This is a genomic window from Bosea sp. BIWAKO-01, assembly GCF_001748145.1.
In the GTDB taxonomy this organism is placed as follows: Bacteria; Pseudomonadota; Alphaproteobacteria; order Rhizobiales; family Beijerinckiaceae; genus Allobosea.
On the sequence record NZ_BCQA01000001.1, the window covers coordinates 6512144 to 6530848 of the forward strand.

General features: G+C 64.9%; 15 protein-coding genes and 1 pseudogene. 11 read left to right on the forward strand and 5 right to left on the reverse strand.

All coding sequences use genetic code 11. The features are described 5' to 3' along the window. The first annotated feature begins 86 nt into the window (after positions 1 to 86). From BIWAKO_RS30235 to BIWAKO_RS34565, 3 genes are all read left to right on the forward strand, one after another. Complete coding sequence (locus BIWAKO_RS30235) at positions 87 to 308, forward strand: hypothetical protein (protein WP_069881789.1); 222 nt, start codon at positions 87 to 89, stop codon at positions 306 to 308. Positions 309 to 437: 129 nt separating this feature from the next. Beyond that, on the forward strand, positions 438 to 1163 hold the full coding sequence (locus BIWAKO_RS30240) for an outer membrane protein (RefSeq protein WP_141740295.1): 726 nt from the start codon (positions 438 to 440) through the stop codon (positions 1161 to 1163). 87 nt (positions 1164 to 1250) lie between these two features. Then, positions 1251 to 1472 (forward strand): hypothetical protein, encoded by a 222-nt coding sequence (locus BIWAKO_RS34565; RefSeq protein WP_074471640.1) that lies wholly within the window; start codon positions 1251 to 1253, stop codon positions 1470 to 1472. Positions 1473 to 1625: 153 nt separating this feature from the next. Here BIWAKO_RS34565 and BIWAKO_RS30245 read toward each other — a convergent pair whose 3' ends face one another. After that, entirely contained in the window at positions 1626 to 1913 is a 288-nt protein-coding gene (locus BIWAKO_RS30245; protein WP_069881791.1) for a hypothetical protein, read from the reverse strand. A 321-nt stretch (positions 1914 to 2234) separates the two neighbouring features. On the opposite strand from BIWAKO_RS30245, the gene BIWAKO_RS30250 reads away from it, so the two are divergent. Both BIWAKO_RS30250 and BIWAKO_RS30255 read left to right on the forward strand, forming a co-directional pair. Continuing rightward, positions 2235 to 2888 carry a glutathione S-transferase family protein gene (locus tag BIWAKO_RS30250; protein WP_069881792.1) on the forward strand — a complete coding sequence of 218 codons (654 nt, stop codon included), beginning with the start codon at positions 2235 to 2237 and terminating at the stop codon, positions 2886 to 2888. Between the two features lie 198 nt (positions 2889 to 3086). Further along, complete coding sequence (locus BIWAKO_RS30255; protein ID WP_069881793.1) at positions 3087 to 3533, forward strand: VOC family protein; 447 nt, start codon at positions 3087 to 3089, stop codon at positions 3531 to 3533. Positions 3534 to 3617: 84 nt separating this feature from the next. Here the strand turns inward: BIWAKO_RS30255 and BIWAKO_RS30260 are convergent, their stop codons facing one another. Continuing rightward, complete coding sequence (locus tag BIWAKO_RS30260) at positions 3618 to 4175, reverse strand: TetR/AcrR family transcriptional regulator (protein ID WP_069881794.1); 558 nt, start codon at positions 4173 to 4175, stop codon at positions 3618 to 3620. A gap of 48 nt (positions 4176 to 4223) precedes the next feature. On the opposite strand from BIWAKO_RS30260, the gene BIWAKO_RS30265 reads away from it, so the two are divergent. The 3 genes from BIWAKO_RS30265 to BIWAKO_RS30275 all read left to right on the forward strand — a co-directional run bounded on the left by BIWAKO_RS30265 (position 4224) and on the right by BIWAKO_RS30275 (position 6604). Further along, positions 4224 to 4844 (forward strand): dihydrofolate reductase family protein, encoded by a 621-nt coding sequence (locus BIWAKO_RS30265; protein ID WP_084652026.1) that lies wholly within the window; start codon positions 4224 to 4226, stop codon positions 4842 to 4844. A gap of 296 nt (positions 4845 to 5140) precedes the next feature. Then, positions 5141 to 6151, forward strand: coding sequence for a thioesterase domain-containing protein (locus tag BIWAKO_RS30270; RefSeq protein ID WP_084652028.1), 1011 nt, complete (start codon positions 5141 to 5143; stop codon positions 6149 to 6151). Between the two features lie 168 nt (positions 6152 to 6319). Then, complete coding sequence (locus BIWAKO_RS30275; RefSeq protein ID WP_371332121.1) at positions 6320 to 6604, forward strand: acyl carrier protein; 285 nt, start codon at positions 6320 to 6322, stop codon at positions 6602 to 6604. Positions 6605 to 6902: 298 nt separating this feature from the next. On the opposite strand, the gene BIWAKO_RS30280 is transcribed toward BIWAKO_RS30275, so the two are convergent. From BIWAKO_RS30280 to BIWAKO_RS30290, 3 genes are all read right to left on the reverse strand, one after another. Next, positions 6903 to 7862, reverse strand: coding sequence for an alpha/beta fold hydrolase (locus BIWAKO_RS30280; protein WP_069882935.1), 960 nt, complete (start codon positions 7860 to 7862; stop codon positions 6903 to 6905). Between the two features lie 17 nt (positions 7863 to 7879). Beyond that, positions 7880 to 9457, reverse strand: coding sequence for a D-alanyl-D-alanine carboxypeptidase/D-alanyl-D-alanine endopeptidase (gene dacB, locus BIWAKO_RS30285; RefSeq protein WP_069881797.1), 1578 nt, complete (start codon positions 9455 to 9457; stop codon positions 7880 to 7882). 174 nt (positions 9458 to 9631) lie between these two features. Beyond that, entirely contained in the window at positions 9632 to 10606 is a 975-nt protein-coding gene (locus BIWAKO_RS30290) for an NAD-dependent epimerase/dehydratase family protein (RefSeq protein ID WP_069881798.1), read from the reverse strand. A gap of 533 nt (positions 10607 to 11139) precedes the next feature. On the opposite strand from BIWAKO_RS30290, the gene BIWAKO_RS30300 reads away from it, so the two are divergent. From BIWAKO_RS30300 to BIWAKO_RS37590, 3 genes and pseudogenes are all read left to right on the forward strand, one after another. Continuing rightward, positions 11140 to 13320 carry a glycosyltransferase family 2 protein gene (locus BIWAKO_RS30300; RefSeq protein WP_084652032.1) on the forward strand — a complete coding sequence of 727 codons (2181 nt, stop codon included), beginning with the start codon at positions 11140 to 11142 and terminating at the stop codon, positions 13318 to 13320. Then, the gene (locus BIWAKO_RS30305) at positions 13320 to 14900 is read left to right on the forward strand and encodes a DUF6212 domain-containing protein (protein WP_069881801.1); all 1581 of its coding nucleotides are present in this window, start codon (positions 13320 to 13322) and stop codon (positions 14898 to 14900) included. The genes BIWAKO_RS30300 and BIWAKO_RS30305 overlap by 1 nt, the downstream gene beginning before the upstream one ends. 2767 nt (positions 14901 to 17667) lie before the next feature. Then, positions 17668 to 18705: pseudogene (locus BIWAKO_RS37590) on the forward strand (autotransporter-associated beta strand repeat-containing protein); the annotation flags it as partial.

Genomic DNA, 18705 nt, shown 5'->3' on the forward strand with positions numbered 1-18705 from the left:
AAAGCGATCTGGGCGGGCGTCCTGACGGGGCATCCGCCTCCCAATCGAACTGGCAAGCGCCAGTATCGCAGGCAACAGAGGACGTGATGAACAAGGCTATCCTGGCTGGGATTGGGTTATCGTTGGGACTGGTCCTGGCAGGATGCCAGACGTCGCAATCACGGCAGGCAGAGCTTACCGCAATCTGCGCGGATCCCGCCAACCGGCAGCCCAAGACCTTCTACTGGTCGGAATGCCAGGCGCTTTATCCATCTTCGGATCAGGCGTTGCAGAAGGACTATCTGCTCGGCTCTGCCGTAGGCAACTAAGACCATCCCACCATTTCTCCCCTCGCCCGTGTGATCCGGGACGTTTGCGGCAAGGGCCGCTGCGTACCCCAATCACCGTGCGGGTCGGTGCATGCAATCGATCTCATAGTCACGAAGGGCGCGCTGACGATGTCTAACTCACGTACAATATTCGGTGCCGGGCTTGCTTTCGCATTGTTCTCGCTCGCCGCGCAGGCGGCCGATCTGCCGTCGCGGCGGGTCGAACCCGCCATTCCCCTGGCGCCCGCCTTCACCTGGACCGGTTTCTACGTCGGTGCGAATGCCGGCTGGGCGCAGACGAGAACGGAGCTGACACCGGGCGCAGTGATCGCCGGGCGGGCTGCGGTTGCCGCATTGCCGAGCCTGAACCGGGACGGCGCCGCGGTCGGCCTGCTGCTGGGCTACAACTACCAGATCGGCCAGCTTGTGCTGGGTGGCGAGATCGACGGCGCGGCCCTGATCACCGGCAAGCAGCGGTTCACCGCGCTGACCGGTGATGTCATCACCGCCCATACCAACTGGGTCGGCTCGGCCAGGCTGCGGGTCGGCTATGCCTTCGACCGGTTCATGATCTACGCAACCGGCGGCCTCGCCCTGGCCGCGCCTCAGTCGACGGTGACCGGCACCGGCTATTCCTATGGCGCAGGCGACAGCACCCGGTTTGGCTGGACGCTCGGAGCCGGCACAGAATACGCCATCACCAATAACTGGATCGCCGGCCTCGAATATCGCTACTCCCAGTTCGAGGAGAACACCTACACCTACCCGGTTGGCGTCGGCGGGCTCGGGATTGTCGGCTTCAAGCAGCAATTGAGCACCAATCAGGTTGTCGGGCGGCTGCTCTACAAGTTCTGACCTGCTCGACGACTGATCCTCCGGGGCAGGCTGCGTGCAGGCCGTCGGAGATCCATCCTCCCTCCAGTTCCGAAACGGGGCTACGACATGAAATATGCCATTTTCGGCTTGGGCGCCCTGGCTCTGGCCGCCGCCCTCGCCCCGACTGAGGCCAGCGCCGTGGTTTGCGCACGCGGGGTCGTCCGGGCTGGTTGTGCCGGGCCCAACGGTGCGGTCGCGGTGCGGCGCCCCGTCGCCCCACGCGCCGTGGTCGTCACTCCGGCGCGCCGCGGCTGTACGATCATCAACGGCCGGCGTGTGTGTCGCTGATAACAAGTTGCGGCATGGGGGAACGGAGCTCGCGCTAGCGGGCGATCCGGCTTCGACCGCGCCCTGCCCCACGGCGCCAGGCCATGCGAAGCCTGGCGCCTGAAAGTCCACGGGGAACCTCCGGTCGTCAGCACAAGCAGATCCTGGGTGCCATCACAGCTTCGGGGGAAGCCCAGCGCGATCGAAAACCGGCACTGACTCCGTCCTGCCGGCCAAGGAGCCTCCCGTCGGAACATCTTCGGCCGCCTGCCGCACGGCCTCTTCGGATTCCGTCAGACCATCCGGCGTGTCGTTGGCGTCGCTGCCTTCGTCATGGATATTGGTGCGGTCGCCGACGCGACGGCCTGTGGTCGCCGGGTCCGCCTCGATCGGACTTTCGGTCGGGCTTAGCGTTGCGCGCTCGTCCTCGAGCAGCGCAGGATTTTCGCGGGGCTTTTGCATGGTTTCCTCCTGTGGGAGAGGAAGCCTCCGGACCCTGTTTTGTTCCGGAATGGGCTCGGCGCGTGGAGCGCAAGCATCGCAAAGGCGATCGCGAGGGCTCGCCGGAGCCGGCGCTCCGGCATCGTGGCCAACGAATCCGCCGACTGCCATCGCCGCAACCCAGGCGGGAGAATTCCGTCCGAAAATACGGCAAGCCTCGTGTTCGGCACGGTCCAAGGCGATGCCGCGTCCGGCCAGGCGACGCCATGCAGGGGTGGCGAACGGCCCCTCGACGCCTAGTATGGGGCGGCGTGCACCGTCCAACCAGCCGGAGCCTTGCTGATGACCATCACCATCACCGCCTTTGAACGCTCCCCCGATCGCGGCAGGGGATTGGCGCGTGACATGCGGGTTCGCTGGGCGCTCGAAGAAGTGGACCAGCACTACGACGTTCGCCTGCTTTCCTTTCCTGCGATGAAGGAACCCGCGCATCGCGCGCTTCACCCGTTCGGGCAGATTCCGACCTACGAGGACGGCGATATCGCCTTGTTCGAGTCGGGAGCGATCGTGCTCCATATCGCGGAGCGTCAGGCAGGCTTGCTGCCCGTCGGCGCGAACGCCCGTGCACGCGCGATCGCCTGGATGTTCGCCGCGCTCGCCACGGTCGAGCCACCGATCGTCGAGCGCAGCATGGCGGTGCTCCTGGAACGCGACAAGCCCTGGTACGAGGCGCGCCTGCCTGTCCTCGAGGATCGGGTCCGTGTCCGGCTCGGCGAGCTTTCGCTGCAGCTTGGCGACGCCGATTGGCTCGACCATGCGTTCAGCGCCGGCGACCTGATGATGGTGACGGTGCTGCGCCGGTTGCACGGCTCGGGCATCCTGGAGGAGTATCCGAACCTCTCCGCCTATGTCGCCCGCGGCGAAGCCCGGCCCGCCTATCGGCGCGCCTTCGCGGATCAGCTGGCGGTCTTCACCGCCGCCCAGCCGCCCGGCTGATGGAGAGCCCCCCTGCTGGTCGCCTTCCGCCGTCTGCCGCTCCGGCGGGGACATTGGCGGACCGGCTTCAGCCCCGCCGAAGATGTTGCGCTGCGAAGCCATGGGGATGACGCAGATGCTGCGCATCATCCACCATGACGCGTTGACCGGGATTACGGCTGGGCGCGCGTCGATGCTGCAATCAGACAGGAGACGACCATGAAGATCGTGACCAGCCTGAGCTTTCAGGGCCAGTGCCGCGAGGCCTTCGCATTCTACGCCAACGTCCTGGGCGGCAAGATCACGGCCGCCATCCCCTATGGCGACGCGCCTGCGGGGATGCCGATCACCGACGAGAAGTACAAGGCCTGGCTGATGCATTGCTGGCTCGAGGTCGGCGACCAGGCCTTGATGGGCGCCGACATGGACGTCAAATGGGCTCCCAATATCGACAAGCCCAAGAATGGCTTCGACGTCACCCTGCACAGCGACGACAAGGCCAAGTCCCAGCGCTGGTTCGAGCAATTGTCGGAAGGCGGCAAGGCCGTCATGCCGTTCGGCGAGACCTTCTGGTCGCCCGGTTTCGGCTCGCTCGTCGACAGGTTCGGCGTGCCCTGGATGATCAACACCATTCCATCGGCCGGCTGGAAGCCGCCGCAGGGCTGAGCCTCCCTGCGCGTCGACAGCCAGGACATAACGGAGATCTGGTGCCGGCCAGCGTCCGCAGACCTCGCCTGGCGGGGCCGGTGGTCATTTCACCCTTCTGACCCACTCCTCCAACACGCGTCGGATCGCCTGTTCCGCCGGTGCGTCGCGCGTGAAGGCCCACCATGTATGCGCGCCCTGCCAGAGGCTCGCCATCTGCCACCCCAAGCGCTCGCCCCGCGTCCGGTCCTTCGAGAGGCGGCGGCCGAGCACTTCGGCGAGGCGGCGGCCCCAGGCAGCGCCGCGGGCGCGCAGCGCGGGATTGCGGATATCTTCCCTCAGCAGCAGCAGGCCATTGGTGGCATCGCGTTCCGGGGCTTCGGGCGGCATCAGGCGGATCAGAAGCTCGATCGCGCCTTCAGGCGTCTGTGGCTCTTCCGCGTCCGCTGCCTCGGTCTCAGCATCGAGCCGGTCCCAGGCGTGCAGGAGAATAGCCTGAACCAGGGCCTCGCGGTTGCCATAGCGCTGCACCAGCGTCGCCGGTGAGAGGCTGCAGGCCTTCGCCGCGCGGGCGAAGGTGAGAGCGTCGGGGCCGGTCTCCAGCATCGTTGCGAGGAGTGTCTCGAGCACCTGCTCGTCAGGGATCGTTTTGCGTCTTGCCATGACGATATATAAACGTACGTTCGTTTATTATTCAACGGAGAAGCCGCCTTGGCCAGGATTCTGGGATATATCGCCACCAGCCTCGATGGGCGGATCGCCACCGAGGACGACAATCTCGACTGGCTGTTCAAATACGGCGACATGGAACTCGGCGAGCACGACTATCGCACCTTCCTCAAGCGGATGCGCACCGTGGTGATGGGGCGAAGCACCTATGATTTCATAGCGGGAGACGCTTCCCCCTGGGCCTATGGGGACAAGCGCGTCATCGTCGTCACGTCGCGGGCGATCGACGATTCGAAGGGTCCGCTGGAGGTCCGCAGCGACGTCGATGCGCTGATCCACGAGCTTCGCGGGCTGGACGACGGAGACGTCTGGATGCTGGGCGGCGGGCAGTTGCAGATGGCCTTCCTCGAGCGCGGCGCGCTCGACGAGATCGAGATCTACGTCATCCCGGAAATGCTCGGTGGCGGCCGGCCGCTCTTTCCACTCACCGGCTTTCGGGCGAGCCCGACGCTCATCAGCGCGCAGGCGCTCGACAAGGGCTGCGTGCGGCTGCACTACCGGTTCCAGACGCACCGCCGAGGCCAGATCGCAAACACCGATGCACCCGCGGTCGACCAGGAACCCGACGCACCGGCAAGGGTTTCTGGCGACCGTCACACCTGACGCCGCTCCTTCTACATCACCTTTCCGCAAAGACGTTTTTGCGCTGGATTGGCATGAGCACAATCGCCCAACACGATGCAAATAATGATGGAATCCTCGAAGAGCATCTGATCTCGCTCTACAGAACAAATTCCGAACAGAAGCCGGAAAGACCTGTCTAACCGCGTTCTGCGCGAGCCCGCGAAGTGCGCTGAAACGGAGCGCGGCCTCGATCGGGCCCCGCTATCATTCAAACGCATGATGAAGCGGGTCTGGTGGCATCCGATAAATGACTCTAACCTTAGGCGGGGCTGGCCATGGTTTCGGAGTCATTTCAAGCACCGGCGTCAGGTCGAGAAGCCCGGAAAGATGCAAAGCGCGCCGGCGTTTCCAACGGACAATACGTCTCTGACGACACTTCGAATCGCGATTTTCTTCCTCTTCGTCAAGACGAACTCATGGGGAAGAACACTGCCGGCACGCCCGCGGTCGCCCCCCTGAGCAGCGTCACCGCGACGGATAGCCCTCCCATCCTGTTCCTGCTCCCGGGGTCGGTCGGTTACGGCCCGAGCCTGGCGGCCTTTGCCGCGGATATGAGCAAGGTCACAAGGGTGGTTCCGATCAAATACCCCGGTCTGCGGCTGATATTGAACGGACAGAACACGCTCGCCGCCATGGCCGCCGACGCGATGCAGCAGATTGGCCGGGCCCAGCCCTCGGGCGATGTTCGCCTTCTCGGCCATTCGCTTGGTGGCGTCGTCGCTTACGAAGTTGCGCGGCGGCTGCTCGGCGCCGGGCGATCGGTCAGGTTCCTGGGCTTGCTGGATACGAGCCTGGAGGGCGAACGGAGCACGTATCGGGAGCTCATCACCCGCACGTTCCATCGGCTCCGAAGCAATCGCGTGGCGGTCTCCCGGGTGGCCTGCCGCGCCCTTGCGAAGGGGACGGCCGCGATGGGCCACGAAGCGCGTCTGGCGGGGATGCTCGAGCGCTATACGAAGGAGCGGTTCAATGCGACCTGCTTCAGGATCCAGTTCGAGCTGCAGGAGGTCTTGCGGCAGCGCGCCTTCTTCGCGTGGCTGGGCGAGCCGAAGCAGCAATTGCCCCTCGCGGGCACGCTGTTCCGCTGCAAGCGGGAGGGAATGACGAGGGAGCTCGGCTGGGACAGCGCCCTGGCGGGCGTGGAGGTCATCCCGATCGCTGGCGGCCATCTCGACCTCGTCATGGAGCCCCATCTCTCGGCGAACCGCCCCCTGATCGAGCAGGCCGTGGCGCGGAGCTATTCGCCAACGACACTCCACCCACGCGAGCGGAGATTGCCGATGTGATCGCGCCGGCACGCCCGCTGCTCGCCGCCGAAGGCCGTCCTTCATGGACGGGATCGCAGCTCCTTCGCCACCAACTCGTATCCAAGCATTGGATTGGGCCCACCCGCCGAACCAGCAGGTCGATTTCGACGAATTGAGATCTTTTTTGAATTGAGCACGAGGTCAATGATGATCATCGAGAAGACAAGCGACATCTACACGGGGGCCATTCGCGCATTCCTGGCGGCAAATTTCTTCCTGGACGATGCCGATGACCTGGAGGCCAGCGCCTCGCTCCTCGAGAACGGCATCATGGACTCGACCGGGGTGCTCGAGGTTGTCGGCTTCATCGAGCACACATTCGGGATTACCGTCGAGGATAGCGAAATACTGCCCAGGAATCTCGATTCCATCCAGGCGATCGCGCATTTCGTCACCCGCAAGAAGAACGGGCAGTCGGCACCGGAGCTTTGAGCCGGAGATCGGGTCGCGGCGTGGCAGAGCCAGAGCGAGCGACCTCGCGCGGACACTCGACATGCCGGGGCATTGCGCCGAAGCAGGCGCGAGCAAACCGCGGATGAGGCAGCAGGCGCTGTGTTGTCGCGGCGTTCCCCCAGCGAATTGGCCCATCCATGTGACGCCGGGCGAGATACTGGGGACGGTCGCCGCCCCCCCCTGCGAGGCGCGCCAGCATTCAAAGCGATCATACAACTCCCTCGCACTGTCGGGCAGAGCCGACGAGGCCGGGCGGACCTGCAGGCTGACGGACTCTTCAGGGCCCGATCCGTGCTTTGCCCGCGCGCGCGGCGTCCACGACCTCGCGGATCGCATCGATCACGAGCTGCGGCGAATAGGCATGGATGTTGTGGCCGCTCTTCGTATTCGCGACGAGCCTGGCGTTGAGTGACGTTGCGAGCAGGGTCTGCGATGCCCTCCAGTCCGCGAAGGAGACACCGCCGACCGGCTCGCTCTCCGGTGGGGAGGATGGCGGTCGCCATGGCTTGTCGCTGGCAAGCACGATGGCCGGCAGTTCGCGCAGTCGAGGGGCAGCGTCGATCTTGGCGAAGGCATCGAGGAGCGTGATGGCTTCGGGAGCCGCCGGCGCGGACTGCCTGTTGAGCGCGTCCCATTTTGCCAGATGCTTCGGGCTTGCCACCTCGCGCATCAGGGGTGTCGCAGTGTCGACCATGACGAGCCCGCTCACCTCATCGGGCCAAGTCCGTGCAAAGAGCGTGGCGATCAGACCTCCGTAGGAATGGGGCACCAGCACGTAAGGGCGGGGTTCGCCCGCTGCCGTCAGCAGCCGATGGAGATCGTCAGCCGCCTGGTCGGCCGGATGCGGCTGGGCGACTGGCGTGGACTGATCCGATCCATCGAGCCTCACCCCTGGCCGGTCATAGGCGCAGACGCGGGTGAAGCGGGACACCATCGGAAAGACCGCCGAGCCGCTCCTGCGAAGATTGCCCTTCCCCCAGGCCACGGCGTCATAATCGGCCTGGTGGGCCGGGTCCGCGGGATCGAGGGTCTCGCTCCAGTCGGCAGCGCCATTCCCCTTGCCCGAGATCAGCACGACCGTCGGCGATCCGGCGCCAGTGCATTCGAGGTAGATCTTGCGGCCAGCGCCGATCTCGACCGAGCCGGAGAAGCCCTCGGCAACCGACGCGTCCGTCGCGATGAGGATGAGCGCCGCGGCCAGACTAAGGCCTGAGCGGGAGCGTGTTGCAGTGGGCATGACGATCTCCGGCCGCCTCAATAGCCCTGCTGGATCGCGACGACGACGGCCGCCACATCGGCCCGGGCGGCGGAGTAGTCCTGCAGCGACAGGAAGGGGATGTTGTTGACCATCAGGCTATAGGCAAGCCGGCGTCCGCTCCTGGCCTCGATGTATCCGGTCTGGGTGGTGGCAAGCGCGACGAGTTGCCCGGCGGCGCTTCCGGCGACCATATCGCCGTCCTTGATCCGCACATGCGCGGCCGCCGGTGTTCCCGCGCCATTCAGCGCCTGCGAGCCGTCGACACCGAGCACGGCCATGCCGTCGTGAATGGCGCTCCCCCAGGACGTGGCCGTTATGTTCTTGAGGAAGGTCGCGAGATCCGACGGCGTCGTGCGGCTGTTATTGCTGCTTCCGGCGCCGTCGAAGACATAGGTTCCGGTTGACGAAACGCCATGCCTGGCGAGCAGCTTCAGCACCTCGGCCAGCCCCTCGCCGCAATCGCGGCTTCCGGCCTTCACCGCGGCAAGACAGACCATGAGGTCGGCGCCGCGGTTATAGCTCACCTTCAGGATCACCTTGACGAACTCGGACAGCGGCGGCGAGACGTATTGCGCCACCCGGTCGGCATCGCGGTAGCCGCCCGGGTCCGGCAGCGGCCTGGCGGGGCCAAGCGCAGGCGCGGCGACCTTGATCCCCGCCCGCACGAGCGCCTCGATGAAGACGGTGCGCGCGAAGGCCGCGGGATCGGCGATCTGGGAAATCGTCAGGACCAACGGTCCATCCGAAGCGATCTTTCCGCTGACCCGAACCACCCCTGCCCTTTGTGTCGTCACCTCAAGCGGCCCGGCCGTGCCGGAAACCGTGGTGACGTCGTTCTCGACGGTGATGGCAGCGCTCCTGGGGCGCCAGTCGACCTTGGGTTTCTCGCCGGGCTTCGTCGGCGTCACCATGATGTCGATGACGTTCTCGTTGACCCAGATCGGAGCGATCGGCCCGGACAAGAACCCCCGATAGGTCTCGAACAGCCGGTCGTCGATCAACACATCGCCGGTGATTTCGCGGATACCCGCAGCCTTGACCTGCGCGGCCAGGGCATCGAGCGCTGCGAGCGGATCGCTGTTCTTGACATAGGCACCGCCCGGGAAGCCGGTATAGGTGGTGTTGTGGTCGACCTCCGGCAGGCTGGTGAAGCCAAGCCTGCCGTCAGGCTGCTCGCGGAGCCCGAAACTGAAATCACCGGAAGCGACGAGGACGAGATCTCCGTCGAGCACGTCGCCCTTGAGATTGCCGAGCCTGTAGACCGGCGTCCGGAAACGGTGGTCGGCGCCATAGAGGTCAAGGGCGGTCGCAACGCTATAGGTCTTCATGACCGAGGCTGGCAGCAGCGACCTGTTCGCCGCCTGATCGATCAACACCTTGCCGGTCGCGAGATCGATGAGCTGGATGCCCCAACTCATATGGGCAAAGGTCGGCTTGGCCTGGAGGCGCCCTATGGCCTGGGCAACGGAAACCGGAAGCTCTCCGGACACCCCCGCCGCGGGATCAGCGGTCGCTCCGCCCCCCACCGACAGCACCGCCAGGAGTGCGATCGCGACATGTCTGATCACGGTCATTGCCCGTCCCTGCCATCATGCGCTTCGGCTCTTCAGACCAATGGACATTGAGGGGCAAGTTGCGGTCGATCGCCATGACCTTGCATCCCAATCTGATGACTGCCCGTCTACGGTCGCTGGTTGCGCCTGCGAGGCCGTCCGCGATGCAACGCCGGATCGTCGTCATGCATCGGATCAGATCAATGGCGCATGCCTCTTCGCCGCCAACCATTCAGCGGTGCTGCGCAGGCCATCAAGCCAGCTGCGTCTGGGTCGCCAAGGCGTCTCCCGGGTGATCAGCGAGATATCGAGGATGTTGACGGGCACGTCCGCGCCCCGGCCGGCGCGATAGATCCTCGACCGGCTGACAGTGCCCGTGATGGCCTCGATATCGCTCGCCACCTGATTGATGCTGAGCCCTGTCCCCGATCCGACATTCATGACGCGGTGCGGGCCGTCATAGGTCGCGGCCCAGAGGAAGGCCGAGACGACGTCGTCGATATGAATGAAATCGCGCACGACCTCGCCCGTGCCCCAGATTTCGAGCGGCTTGCCGGCGAGCGCGTGACTGAGCATCGCTGCAACGACACCTTGGCGCTTCAGAGCCGATTGCAACGGGCCGTAGGCGTTCGCGATGCGCAAGGAGAGATATTCGAGCCCGTAGAGGTGATGATACAGGGCGAGGTATTTTTCGATCGCAAGCTTGCCGACGCCATAGGCCGAGATCGGATGGGTGGGCGCGGTTTCCGGGATCGGATGCCTGTCGGCCGGGCCATAGACCGTGCCGCCGGAGGAGGCGAAGACGACCCTCCTGACGGCGGCATCGTTGCAGATATCCAGAAAGCGCACCGAGCCCAGCACATTCGTCTCGAGATCGAAAGCTGGCCTTTGACCGGGGCTTCCCGGCACGGAACCGCTCAGCAGATGGAAGACGATCTCCTGCCCCCGCGCGGCTTCGGTGACCGCCGCGAGGTCCTCGAAAGAGCCGCTGCTCCAATGAACCCGCTCGTCCAGCGCCTGCCGATCGGCCGGCGCGCGCCCGAAGGCCCGGACGACCGCGCCTTGACGGGCCAGAGCGTTGGCCAGGTTGACCCCGATAAAACCGCCGCCTCCCATGATCAGGCATCGCGCGCCGTCGAGCCTCGGAACATCCGCAGTGTCTATTGGCATGTCTACTCGCCGTACCATCAAGAGAAAAATTGCAACTATCGAGCATATTTAAATTGATGCGATTTTATTTCGAATTTACGAATGAATTTATTCGAATAAAATCGACAGCAATCCCATGTCATGACGCCATAAAACCTTATTTGATTGGATTATCGATCGAGATAATCTAATTTCCCTGACAGATCTTTGGATAAATATGGCATGAATATGAGCGAAACTCCGCGCGACGGCGGTCGGGAGGTGCGCCTGATCAGGACGTTTCCGGCTCCGAGCGGCTTCCCTGCGTCCGCAATGGGCGGCGCGAACCTGACGGGGGCGGCGATGGCGCGCAGAGCGCCCAGGCAGGATCGGCATCGGTCACCCGCAAAAGCCGTCCGGCGCAGCTGATCGTTTGGGACATGCGATGCAGGCGACGATCCGTCCAAGCCATTCCAGCAGTCGATCGCGCGATCATGAATTCAACTGAAGCATCGGTTCGCGCCTGAACGAACATCGCAAGGAATACACAGGCGAAGTCGTCCTCGATGGCAATCATGGCCCGCAGGACGTCGTCATATTCCGGTCAGATCGGCGAAGTCGTTCTATCGCTCGATTGCGCCCGGCAATGCCGTTTCCTTGGCCGAACGAGGGGTGACAGATTGCACGCTACGTCCAGCGATGGGGCCGATGTCAAAGTCGCTGTCATTGTCCCAGCTTATGGCCAACCCTCGCTGACCGCCGAGGCGCTGCATACGGCGTTGGCACAGGTCACCGATTTCAATTTCGCCGTTGTCATTGTGAATGACGGATGCCCTCATCCTGAAACAGACGAGGTCTGCCAAACCTTTGCTGCGACCTGCCCGGGGCGGATCTTCTATTTGCACAAACGCAATGGCGGTTTGAGCGCCGCACGCAACAGTGGAATTGACTTCGCCCTGGCGGCCTTCCCGGATCTGGAGGCCGTCTACCTGCTCGACTGCGACAACCGCATCGGCCCCCATCTCCTGCAGCGGCTTCTGACCGCCTTGCGCAAGGCCGATGCGAGCATCGGCTGGGCCTATCCGGATGTCGATAAATTCGGCTTCGCCGAATTCGCCGATACCTCGGGGCCCTATTCGCCGCTGGAGCATCTGTTCCGCAATTTCTGCGAGGCAGGCAGCATGGTCTCGCGGCGCATGCTGGACGCGCCGCTCCGTTTTGACACGGAGATGCGCCAGGGCGTCGAGGATTGGGAATTCTGGCTGCATGGCCTCGAGCGGGGCTTTCGCGGAATGCACGTGGCCGATGCGGGCTTTGCCTACCGCCGCCGCGGAGAAAGCATGCTGGTGGCGGCAGAACGGGATTTCACCCCGATCCTGCGCTATATCCGCAACCGCCATCCGCGCCTGTTCGGGATTCGCAACGTCCTGGCATTTGAGACCGAGGCTCGGTCGCGTTATGCGATCTATCATCCCGACACAGGGCTGGTTCGGTGCTTCACCGGGGAAAACGACGTCACGACCCTGACGGTCAGCGACTATATCACCCGTCTGCTGCGCGCCCGGTTGCGCCCTGCCTACGGTCACTGCCCCGGGCAGCTTGTCGCCATGAGCAGCTCATTTTGCGAAGCGCTTGCCGCGCAATCGCTGCTGGCGGGCGTCTTGTGGACGCTCGAGCGCGGGCTTGCCCGATCGACCGTCATCACGTGCTCAGTTCGGGATCAAACGCAGGAGGATCGCCTTCTGGCCTGGAGCGACGGGACGATTGTCCAGGAGCAGACGGACAGGTTCCGGCTCGCATCCGACCAGACGCATATCCTGGCAGTCGAGGCATCGTTTCTCGTCGAGCACGCATCGCTGCGCACGCTCGATCTGCATACCCTGCCCCGGCAACCGGGCAAGCGTCAGCATGCGATCGAACTCGATCTCGCGGTGAGGGCAGCGCCGGCTGATCTCGAGCCGATCGATGAGGGCTTTACGCGGCTGTGCCGGGATATCGCGACTGCCGGAGCCGGGGCCAACCCTGCCGATTGGAAGGCGGCGATGCCGAACATGTACCGGCTCCAGGCGGCCCTGCCGCGCGATCTGTACCCGGAACTCTTCAATCTCTCATCGGCCTTCCCTTGCGGATCGTCCGATGCCAGGCCGCTTGCCGCTCTGGTGCTGGCCTCGGGCCGGTCCGAGAGCGTCGCGACCGCTGAAAGGCTGGCACTGACGCTCATCGAAGAGGGGTGGGAGGCTCATCTCGTAACGATCGCAAGCGAACTCGCGCTGGCTCCCGGCCGCGCAGAATGCTTTTCGCAGATCATTGCATTGCCCCTGCCGGAGCTGCTGTCCCGTGCGTGGACACGGAGCTATCAGGGGACGCCGATGCCCTGCTTCGACCATCTGGATACGGATGACGCCATTTCCACCTTGGCTGGCTATCACCGCGCCGTGTCGGTGGATGGCGGGGTTTCACACACATTGATGGGCGCGTTGCGTCGATTGAAAGTGGAGACATGGGCGTTGCTCGGATACGGCGAAGGGGATCAGGCAACGAGCGAGGCCGTGAATGCATGTGCAGCGTTCGAGCAGGCTTACACGCATATTGCCGTCAGCAACGCGGAAATCCTGCGCCTGTGCCGGGCCTTCGGCATGCCAAGCGCAAAGCTGCGTTATTGGGCCGATCGAAGCACCGATCTGGAATGTGACGGCTTCGGCGTCAAACCACTGCTTGAATCCGCAACGGCACCGAAATCCAGGCAGGCTGTCTGATGGCCCTTCAAACGACAAAAAACCTGCTACGGCGTCTCTACTCCGCCGATCCCAAGATCATCGTGCTGAGCGGCCCGGGACCATCGGCCGCCCGCGCCATGCCGGCATCGGCACTTCACTGGTATGGCTGCAAGCTGGTCGAGTGCGACCACTATCTCTTGACTGTCGATGGGCAGGCGGAAGAGGCGCTGCCGTCAGCGCTTTGCAATCTGGAAATCCCGCCCACGAATGTATGGGCATTATGGGCCCCCGATCCGATCAAAGAACGCTCTCTGCGTGTCTTGCAGGCATGGTGGACCAAGGCCGGGGGAACAGAGACGCCCGTCCCGTGCATTGTGGGGCACAGAGCAGAGCTCGACGCAGTCATACTCGAGCGATCCTTGCGTGAAACGAGAAAGCTGCAGCAGAGCAACCAGCTGTTGATGCGTGATCTGGCGGCCTTGCGGGAGAGCTGGACCCATCACGTTCGCATTCCGCCGGAACTCGAGGAACTCGTCGCCACCCTGCGAATGGGGCGGCCGCAGCTCATCTTCAACAGCCCCCTTCCCGGCGGAGATGTCGACGTTCCCGCCCATTCCACAGAGCCCGACGCGACAGCCGCAGAGCCGCGCCTGTTGCAGCGGCTCCCCACCTCCGCAAGGGGATGGCTCGGACTCGATTTGCACGTCGCCGATCCCGGGCAAGGCGCCGGGTGCCTGTGCGCTGAGATCGAGGCCTCCGATGCGGGCACGGTTCTGGCGCAGTGGCGCGTTCCCTTCGATATGCTCTGCAGGGGCTGGCTTCCTCTGCGCCTGCCCAGCCCATCGTCTTGCACGTCGCGCTCCCTGACACTCAAGGTCTGGGCAACTGGCGGCGAGGTGGCGCCTCGTCTTTCGACCTGTTCGGCCGGTGTCATGCACGAATACCGGCTTGCCCCGCAAAACCTGGCGCAGCCGGACGAGCGAGACGCGGCGACCATGCTTGCAATGAAGCTGTGGGGCGGGTTGCCGGGAATCCGGCCTCTCTCATCCCAGGATGATGGCAAATTCCGGCATGAAGCAGGAGCGATCATCCCGGTCCCCGACTCCGTCGTCGGCAAGGTGCATCTGACCAGGGAACAGTCTGCTGCTTACCCTGTGTTCGGCTACATGGAGCAGGGAAAGGTCCTCCTGCGTCCCCTGAAGACGACATCATCTGCGGCTGTCATCAGCTTGCCTGCCACGCCGGGGCTGATCGAGATTTCATGCGAGGTCATGATCGACGACAAGCGCTGCCAGACGCGCCGCCTCGGAGCCCGGCTGGTCGTCACTCCGCACGGGATCGGTCCAGACGACGCAGAAAGCGGCCAGAATGTCCTTGCAGCAACCGAATGGACAGAACTGAACGAGCCGCTTGCACCGTCGCGGCTCGTTGCACGGCTGCCCTTTGTACAGAACAGACCGGTTGACCTGCATCTGCTCACGCGTTTGCCTGAACCCGGCCCGATCCCGCCGCACGGCCGGGTGGTCTTTGGTCGGTTTGAAGCAGAGATTCATGCTGCATCAGCCTGGGGCATGGCGCCCGTGCTGCCTGACGCAGATGATCGAACGGCCCTGACGTAAGGTGGCAAGCTCCATCAGCCCCGCCCTCGGCGGGAGCCAAGGCCCTGAGCGGCAGGATCTCCGCCATCCCCTATGATGATGCGCCTGCCGGCGCCGATCGCCGACGAAGCGTATGCTTGCGGCCGATACGCCTGACATCGCCCGCTCGAGCAGCGTCACCGTGGCGGATAGCCTCCAACCTGTTCCTGCTCCCAGCGGCGGTCGGCTGCACCCGCGCCTGGCGGCCTTTGGCAGCGTCGGCGATCGGCAGGAATGCAAAGGTCGGCCGGCCGGAGTTCCGTCAAGCACAAGAGGAATGACCGGGGGTCCCCCGGCGAAACGAACCGGTCGAGGCGCGACGCCTCTGGCGCCTTGGCGGCGCATCCGGCCGGGGCTCCCGGTTGTTACCCAGCGGCAACATGCCCAAAATAAAACGCAAAATCAAAGGTTTGCGAGCGCGAGCTAACCGTGCTCGGACAGGAGCCCTGCTAGGCTATCGCTGATTCTCCCTGCGGCGCCACGCCGCCTGGCCGAATCCGGGGGATTCGGGTTGAGACGCGAACAAGTCGATCACCTGGCCATTCGCGCTGCGTCGCGCGTGGGCCATCCTGCCGTACTGCGCGAGGCGACGCATCGCATGGCGCAGCGTCGCCGCGCCCTGCTCGCATCCTCCTGCCTTGCGCCGGTCCTGCTGCTCGCGATGACGGCCGCCGGAGGCGTGCTGACGATCGCGCCGGCGCTGGGCCAGACGCTCTCGACCACGGGTGGGAGTGGCGCTGACGGCTCGGGCACCGTCATGTCGTCTCAGGGCGGCGGTGGCGGCGGCGGCGGTGGCGCCGGCCAGGTGCTCACTACGGGCGGGACGGTTTCGTCGGCAACAGTCGGTGGCAGCGGCGGTGCCGGCAGCCAGTACAATTCCATGGGCGTCGCGGGCGGCAATGGCGGAACGACGGGCGGCGCGGGTGGTTTCAGGGGAGGCAGCAAAGGCGGCGCGGGCGGGACGGGCGCGGGCGGCGCTGCAGGCGGGCTCGGCACCGCCTATGTCAATCCGTTCAGCGGCCTCGGTGGCGGCGGCGGCGGCGGCGCAGGCGTCATCGTCAACGCCGGAAGCCTCACGATCTCAAATACCGCGACGGTGACCGGTGGAGCCGGCGGCAGCGGGAGCGTTCCCGCCGTCGCTGGATTCAATGGGGAGCTTGGCAATGGCGGCGCTGGCGGGGCGGGCCTGATCAGCGGCTTCGGCAGCGTGACCCTGCTCGGTTCGGCGGCAATCACCGGCGGCGCCGGTGGAGCAGCCGGCCGGTCTAACGACCCCGATCTCGGCATCGTCAGCGGCTCTGGCGGTAACGGTGGTGCAGGCGTGATCCTGTCCGGTGCCTCGGTCTCATTTACCAACGCGAACGTCGTCACCGGCGGCGTGGGCGGTAATTTCACGACCTACGACATGTGGGGAGGAACCGGCGGCGCTGCGGGAGCCGGCGGCGCTGGCCTCGTGATGTCCGGGGCTGCAGGAGGCGTCGTCAACAGCGGGACGATCCGTGGCGGCGAAGGGGGGTACGACACCAGTTCTTCCGCGTCACTGGGCGGCGCCAGCGGGGTCGGCGTCCTGCTGAGCGGCAGCGGCACATCGCCCGCCAACGGCACCGTGCTGACCAATACCAATCTGGGGACGATCACCGGCGCCAGCCGCGCGGTTGCGAACGCCGCAAACGGCATCGACAACGGCGCGGCCGGCGTGCTGATCAGCGGCAACTACAACACGCTGAACAATGCCGGCTCCATCACCGGCGGTAGCGCCGGTGCAGCCGGCACCGCCGGCGTGCTCGTCTCTGGCGACAACAACCTCGTCATCACCAGCGGAACGATCACCGGGGGCGGCAGTGGCGGTACGCTCGCCCCCTCCGTCCAGTTCAACGGCAACAACAACACGCTGGAATTACGGGCGGGCTACGCCCTCAACGGCGGCGCCAAGGTCAACGGGACGGGCGGCACGCTCATCCTCGGGGGTGCCACCAACAGTGCCTTCGATCTGGCCCGCCTCGGCACCAGTGCCACCAGCTTCAATGGGTTTTCCTCCTTCATCAAGTCCGGCAGTTCGGCCTGGACGCTGAACGGCATCTATACCGGGCCCAGCAACTGGGTGGTGCAGCAGGGCACGCTGGCCATGGCCGGTCTCGCCGAGATGACGGGCAACGTCTCCGTCGCGAGCGGCTCGGCGCTCTCCGTCGCGGCGTTGAGCCGCGTTCATGGCACGGTGACCATCGCCAATGGCGGGACGCTGGCGACCACCACCACCAACGCCGCCGTGATCGACAACCTCACCCTTTCGACCAGTTCTGTCCTCGACATGACCGTCACCCGGGCCGGGAACTCTACGGAGCTGGTGACGGTCGGCAACACTCTCGTGCTCGACGGCACGCTGAACATCACCAATTCCGGCAATGCGCTTGCGGCGGGCAGCTATCGCCTGTTCACCGTCGGTGGCGCGCTGGTCAACAATACGATGGTCATCGGCACCGCCCCGATCCAATTCACCTATGATATCGACGCCACCTCGCAAGCATCCGTGATCAACCTCGTGGTCGCGCCCAATACCGGCTACTGGAACGGCGCACAGACCACGCCGAACGGCACGGTCAATGGCGGCAGCGGCACCTGGAACGCGTCGACCACCAACTGGACCAATGCCGCCGGCACGGCCTCAAAGGCCTGGGGTGGCTACGAAGCCTTCTTCCAGGGCGCGCCCGGTACGGTGACGGTCGATGCCGGCGGCGTCACAGCCTATCCGATGCATTTCCTCACCGACGGCTATACGATCGGCGGCGGCCCCCTCACCTTGGCCAGCATCAGCGCTGCCAAGCCGATCGTCGAGGTGGCCGCGGGCGCGACAGCCACGATCCAGTCGGTCATCGCCGGCAGCGCCGGGCTCGACAAGACCGGGGCCGGCACCTTGGCGCTCGGCGGCAGCAATACCTATACCGGCAATACCAGCATCACGGCAGGCACGCTGCAGATCACCGGCACCGGCTCTATCCTCGGCAACGTGGCCAATAGCGGCGCGTTGGTCTTCAGTCCCAGTAGCGACCTGGCATTCGCCGGCAATATCTCCGGCACGGGCTCGTTGACCAAGCTCGGCGCCAGCACGCTGACCCTGTCCGGCCTCAATAGCTACAGCGGCGCGACGACGATCTCGGCTGGTACGCTGCAGATGAATGTCGGCGGCAACCCGACCCTGAGCGGCACCGTGGCGAATGCCGGCGCCCTGATCGTCAACGCGAACACAGTCACGCCCAGCGGATTGACCCTCAGCGGCGTGATCTCCGGAACGGGCACACTAACGAAGTACGGCACAGGCGCCCTCAAGCTCACCGCCAACAACACCTATACCGGCCTGACCACCGTTTCAGCCGGCACACTCTATGTCGGCTTCGGTACGACAACGGGATCGATCGCCGGAGATATCGTCAACAACGCGCCGACGGGTGGTGGGGAGGGCGTGATGTTCTTCCGAACCAATGCGAGCACCTATGCCGGCGTCATGTCCGGTGCAGGGCAACTGGGTGTCGATGGCGGCGGCAGCCTGACCCTGACGGGCGAGAACACCTATACGGGCGGCAGCTTCGTTACCGGCGCGACCCTGATCATCGGCGATGGCGGGACCTCGAGCTCGGTGCTGGGCGATATCCAGACCAATTTCCCCGCAAATCCCGCCGGCACCGTGGCCTTCAACCGCTCCGATATCGCGACCTTCGCGGGAACCATCTCCGGCACCGGCAGCCTGGAACAGCGCGGTACAGGCACGCTTGTTCTGACCGGCGCCAACACC

What these genes read in the sequence shown, in the direction of transcription:
- BIWAKO_RS30235 (WP_069881789.1), top strand. Translation starts at nt 87, where the DNA reads ATGAACAAGGCTATCCTGGCTGGGATTGGGTTATCGTTGGGACTGGTC.
- BIWAKO_RS30240 (WP_141740295.1), top strand. Translation starts at nt 438, where the DNA reads ATGTCTAACTCACGTACAATATTCGGTGCCGGGCTTGCTTTCGCATTG.
- BIWAKO_RS34565 (WP_074471640.1), top strand. Translation starts at nt 1,251, where the DNA reads ATGAAATATGCCATTTTCGGCTTGGGCGCCCTGGCTCTGGCCGCCGCC.
- BIWAKO_RS30245 (WP_069881791.1), bottom strand. Translation starts at nt 1,913, where the DNA reads ATGCAAAAGCCCCGCGAAAATCCTGCGCTGCTCGAGGACGAGCGCGCA.
- BIWAKO_RS30250 (WP_069881792.1), top strand. Translation starts at nt 2,235, where the DNA reads ATGACCATCACCATCACCGCCTTTGAACGCTCCCCCGATCGCGGCAGG.
- BIWAKO_RS30255 (WP_069881793.1), top strand. Translation starts at nt 3,087, where the DNA reads ATGAAGATCGTGACCAGCCTGAGCTTTCAGGGCCAGTGCCGCGAGGCC.
- BIWAKO_RS30260 (WP_069881794.1), bottom strand. Translation starts at nt 4,175, where the DNA reads ATGGCAAGACGCAAAACGATCCCTGACGAGCAGGTGCTCGAGACACTC.
- BIWAKO_RS30270 (WP_084652028.1), top strand. Translation starts at nt 5,141, where the DNA reads ATGGTTTCGGAGTCATTTCAAGCACCGGCGTCAGGTCGAGAAGCCCGG.
- BIWAKO_RS30275 (WP_371332121.1), top strand. Translation starts at nt 6,320, where the DNA reads ATGATCATCGAGAAGACAAGCGACATCTACACGGGGGCCATTCGCGCA.
- BIWAKO_RS30280 (WP_069882935.1), bottom strand. Translation starts at nt 7,862, where the DNA reads ATGCCCACTGCAACACGCTCCCGCTCAGGCCTTAGTCTGGCCGCGGCG.
- dacB (WP_069881797.1), bottom strand. Translation starts at nt 9,457, where the DNA reads ATGACCGTGATCAGACATGTCGCGATCGCACTCCTGGCGGTGCTGTCG.
- BIWAKO_RS30290 (WP_069881798.1), bottom strand. Translation starts at nt 10,606, where the DNA reads ATGCCAATAGACACTGCGGATGTTCCGAGGCTCGACGGCGCGCGATGC.
- BIWAKO_RS30300 (WP_084652032.1), top strand. Translation starts at nt 11,140, where the DNA reads ATGGCCCGCAGGACGTCGTCATATTCCGGTCAGATCGGCGAAGTCGTT.
- BIWAKO_RS30305 (WP_069881801.1), top strand. Translation starts at nt 13,320, where the DNA reads ATGGCCCTTCAAACGACAAAAAACCTGCTACGGCGTCTCTACTCCGCC.